The following is a 4,996-nucleotide window of genomic DNA, read 5'->3' on the forward strand; positions in this document are numbered from 1 at the left end:
ATACTACATAAAACTTAAATATTTTTTTGATAAAATTACCCCTCTTAATTAAATAGTCATATCAAGGTTATGGCGAAACATAAGTAAAACTATAAATTTTAGGCTTTAGGCGCTGGCTAAATACCAATTTTTCCAAGAACTGGTTCCTCTGGTTCCAATTGCTACTGTAGGAATGAGTTTTTCTTTTAAGACATCGGTTTGTTCAACCGCTTTGGCAAGTCTTGCTTTAACGGAATGAATGCATTCACGGTCACCAAACTCGCAGCGATCCAAAGTTGTACCACCACAAGGTCCATTCGCTAAACCTTTTGGACAAGTTTCAGGGCAGATATATAAAGTATCGCTTAGCCGACACTGACCACAGCTTTCACAGCCCACTAAGCCATGTTTACTCAGCACTTCTGTTTTAAGTAGTACTTTAGCGACCAAAGCATTTTCCCAAAAAGATGCTTTAAAAATAAACCTTCCAACACCTTTAGCAATTTTTGATCCAAACATTGCTTCATGCATAACATGCAGTTGGCGATATTTAATTAACTGTTTAGAGGTCGGCTGACGTGAAAAACGATTAACCTCAGGTGAAAACTCTTTGCCTGTAGTGACTTGCCAAAGTGAATTCCAAAGCTCTTCTAAGGCTTCAAGCTCCAGATGTCTGTACTGCTCAATGTAGCTTTCAAGCAGCATTTGTTCTTCGGGTTTATGGCAGGCAGATAAGTGAATTCCTGCAAACCCTAACTGTTTACATATCAAAATCTGTAAAGCACAACGTAAATAAACGCGATCTGTATGCCCTGCCTGTTTTTCATCTGCCAAAACTTTTAACATGTGCGGAGTAATCACAATACCTGCCACTTTATGCTTCACCATAAAATTGGCACGGCCCAAAGTTAGAGGCATTACACAAGCCAGTATTTGCTTTGAATAATTATTCTTGGTTAAAAATGATTTGGCTTGCTTTAAAGCCTCAATGTCATAGCCCAATTGGGTAATGATAAAGTCAGCGCCTGCTTTAATCTTCTTATGCAGTTTTAAATACTGTGCATCACGCTCAGCTTCGACATATTTAAATGGGTTAAAGGCAACGCCAATACGAAATCCGCCGTGTTGCTTGGCAGCCATTACGGCGTTTACCGACTCTAGGTATCGACTACGAGGCTGTCCATCTCGACCATTATGATGCTCTTTGAGTTTATCGCCAGTAAGCAATAACAAGTTTTGAATATTGGCAGACTTGGCTTGCTCTAAAAAGCGCTCAAAGTCTTGTATGTCTCGGGCCTTACCTGAAAAGTGTAAGACTTTCTCTATTGAGTCTGGGTAACTTTTGCTGGCCTCAATCGGCGCAATATCATGATCTGAATGTACGCGATCTGCCAATGTCATTGCAGCCGGATATCCTGCAAACTCATGTTTCACAGGATAAATCTCATGCAGTGAAGTGAGATATTCCACCAACACAAAAAACTGGTTTTGCTGGAAGCAAGGAGAAACGTGTGACATAGGCAAAGTGCTGATCAAAACATGACATCAATCATAAGCGCGGCATTATAAATCAAAAGTGCATCAAGATGCGCTAGTCAGAAAGCTCATTGTTTTGCTTATCTTCACCCTCTTTATTTCTTGGTAATTCGAGTGAACGAGGAAATATAAAATCAAAAGAATCGAGTGCATAGCGGTAAAGCTGAGCTGGTCGTTTGCCCACAATTTTACTTTGGTTAGTTTCTTCAACTGCGCCCGCTTCTATCATACGGCGTCTAAACGCTTTTTTATCTAAGGATTGCCCAAGAATAATTTCATAAATGGTTTGTAACTCGGTCAGCGTAAATAATTCAGGCATCAGACTAGCTGGCAATGCAGTATAGCGAGTTTTATTGGTTAAACGCTCTAAAGCTAAGCTGAGCAATTCATTATGATCAAAAGCCAATGCTAAATCTTGAGCTTTTGCTACAGGCACCCATTCGCTGTATTCAGCCAATGCTTGTTGTTGATAGGCATTAAAATCAATTAAAGCAAAATACAAAATGGTTACTGCCCAGCCACGCGGGTCACGTTTGGCATTACCCACAGAGGCAACTTGTTCTAAGTAAGGTGAAGCAATGCCAGTTTTTTCGACCAGCTTACGATATGCCGTGGCCATCAAGTCTTGATCATGCCTTAAATCGGCAAAGCCACCGGGTAAAGCCCATTGGTCTTTGGCTGGAAAGTTGGGTCGCTTAATGAGTAATACCTGCAACTGACCATTAAATACCGAGAAAATAGCCATATCTACAGTGAGTAAAGGTGCGTCATAATCTCGGCGATCATAACTGGCAAGGAATTCTTGTTCAGTTTGAATAGTCACGTTCAGCCTCTTAATAAAAATGATGAGCCGATACACACGCAACGGCTCATCTAAATTCAGTTATACGATAGATAAACGCTCACGAATTTGATCTAGAGTACACTCATATTGAAGTTTACCATTTTCAAAGACTGTTTTTAGTGCTCCGCCTTGTTCTTGTTTGGCTGTTTGCTCATCAAATAAGGTAAAACCATTTTCACTTTCTTCGATACGTAATAGACCTTTCGCAGATTTTTTTACACCTGAGTCAGTAATTGGGTCTTTAAACAGCTCACGACCTACACCATTCACCTGACCCCAGGTTGCTTTTACAGCAAACCCAAAGGTATCGCGAGTTAAGTAGTTATAGGTAAAGCTGCCGATCCCAAACACCAAGTTATTTGAAGCAAAACCTTTGGCTTCTAGCCCTTCCAAAATACGCTGTGCACGGTCTAAAGTAATTGAGTCGCCGTAAATTAAACCAACACGTTCATTCAGTACTTTATAGCCTTGGTCAGTTGTTGTACCGCCAAACACTTCCCATAAACATTCAACTGCACCTTTGTAGGCTGGGCTACCGACTTCGGCATCTAGGTCACCACAAATAATTTTGACAGGGTCGCCAGAGTCTGGACGGAAAACCAATTTGGCCAAGCCTAAAGCATTCGGTTGTCTCGCCAAAATTTCAGATTTTAAAGCTACCGTAAACTCGGTAATCACTCGCCAAAAATCCCATGTATCAGACACAACACTAACCACACCAGATGGATAAAGCTCGCAGATTAAACGCTTAAATGTGTCTAGCTCACTGTTTTCTGTGCCCATACACATCACACTGTGTTCAGTTGCAGGTACAGATACCCCAATCACACCAGTTGCATTGTAATATTCTTCTGCGTAGTCGATTGAAGCAACCGAGTCTGTTCCAATAAAACTGGTTAAGTGGCCTACTCCTGATTGTGCGGCGTCATAAATTCCGCTCATACCACGGCTACTAAAATCGTGTCCTTGCACAGGTACAAAATCGAGTGGTGCGCCAGTTTTTATAGCATATTGAGTTAATAAACGTTTGTACTCGTAGGCAATTGTAGCCGTAGTACAGCTTTTCCAAAGTTCAGCACTTAACACAGTTTCAATATAGTTGGTTAGCCAAAAGAAACGCGAGTCAGTATTAATTACGGTAAGCACAGGTACACGCATATTGACGCGGCTGCCTTCTGGCAATGCTTTAATGCGTAATGGTAAATAGCCCAAGTCGTGTAACGCTTCAATGTGATCAACAGGTACAGCACCTTCACCTAATGAACTATCCATACGGCGTTTATATGCAGCCACCACTTTGTCTTTAGGTTGCTTGAAAAAGCCTTCATCCCATGTATCAATTAAAAAGTGTTTGATAAAACCCTGAAGCCCAAAGAACACAACTTTATCGTCAAAGTCAGGCAACATTTTAGCGAGGCGAGATGAACGCGGCGTAAAGTTGGCGTACACGTACTCTGTGCCTGCCGGATACTGACGTCTGTGATCAGCTTTATAAAAATCGATAGCATTTAATGGATTAAGCTTAATAGTCATCTTTATTCTCTTTATTTTGCTGCAAAAGCAATTACTGAAATTTTGTCTGTTGGTTGTTGTGGAAAGCTGTCTGAGGTAAACAGTTGATCTAGCAATCCATCAAAAACCTCTGTTCCTTTACTGAAAATACCGTGGGTCACATATAGAACGACCTTATTGCAATTGAGGCGACGGAGTTCTTTGGCAATGCCAATAAAGGTTGCACCACCGTCACAAATGTCATCAGTAATGACCGCTGTTAGACCTGATAAATCAGTCGCATGTACATGTGTACCCAAAATTTTGCCAGTCACTGGGTCACGTTTTTTATCACACTGAACAATAGTGATGGGTTGTTTGCGCTCAAGATTAAAAACGTCTGCGACCATTTGTGTACGTGCTTTTGCGCCTTTGTCTGGGCAAATCAATACTGTTTTTTCATCTTTTAACGATGTGCTTAGCGCTTCACTCTTTGCGATGATGTCGACTGAACTGACATTTACAACTCCGTTAAAAGAAGTATTGGCAGCAAGCAAGGCTGTTGTTACTTCACTATGGCAGTCCCAAACAGTGATTTTGCCTTGTTTGCCTGCTTTTTTGTCCGCATTGATGCTAAGTAATTTGGTCATTACATCGAGTGAAAACGCTTGGCCCACTGCACAAATACGGTCCTGACGTGCGTATGGAAAATACGGAATTTCTAGGTCAACGGTTAAACCCTGATTCAGCAATATATTTTCAAGTAGTAAATAGTCCATCACATCGTGACTTGTGGTCATTTGTGCACGAACCAATACTGTGCCAGATAGTAAACCTAAGGTTGTCTCATCAATTTGAACATGACGCTCGCCACCAGAAAACTGCGTGAATTTCACTGGAATTTCATTTCTTGCCGCATCTAAAAGCTGGATAGCCATATCATCCTCTTTTTGTCTGATGACCTTCGATGAATATATAGTGGCATAAAGCCACTATATATTTCAAGTCTATTTTTCAATCTTTTTTCAAAGCTATTTAAGACATAAAATTTGCAATTTTAGAGCATTTAGAGATTCGATATTTAAGAAAAATTATTCTTTAAACAACTGAAATAAAAAGTTAATTTACAAAAAGCATGACTAGTTG

Annotated in this window: 4 protein-coding genes; all 4 read right to left on the bottom strand. The window is 40.6% G+C overall.

The features are described 5' to 3' along the window. Positions 1-105: 105 nt before the first annotated feature. Positions 106-1,497: a methylenetetrahydrofolate reductase C-terminal domain-containing protein gene (locus tag HUN22_RS15580; RefSeq protein ID WP_174731221.1), complete on the bottom strand. Its 1,392-nt coding sequence runs from the start codon at positions 1,495-1,497 to the stop codon at positions 106-108. 73 nt (positions 1,498-1,570) lie between these two features. Beyond that, on the bottom strand, positions 1,571-2,338 hold the full coding sequence (gene ntrR / locus HUN22_RS15585; protein ID WP_174731224.1) for an ADPR responsive transcriptional repressor NtrR: 768 nt from the start codon (positions 2,336-2,338) through the stop codon (positions 1,571-1,573). 60 nt (positions 2,339-2,398) lie between these two features. Then, positions 2,399-3,892, bottom strand: coding sequence for a nicotinate phosphoribosyltransferase (locus HUN22_RS15590; protein WP_174731227.1), 1,494 nt, complete (start codon positions 3,890-3,892; stop codon positions 2,399-2,401). A gap of 11 nt (positions 3,893-3,903) precedes the next feature. Then, a complete protein-coding gene (locus tag HUN22_RS15595) occupies positions 3,904-4,788 on the bottom strand; it encodes a phosphoribosyltransferase family protein (RefSeq protein ID WP_174731230.1) in 885 nt (294 codons plus the stop codon). Positions 4,789-4,996 lie beyond the last annotated feature (208 nt).

Origin of the sequence: Acinetobacter lactucae (assembly GCF_013344765.1) — a bacterium.
GTDB classification, from domain to species: domain Bacteria; phylum Pseudomonadota; class Gammaproteobacteria; order Pseudomonadales; family Moraxellaceae; genus Acinetobacter; species Acinetobacter lactucae_A.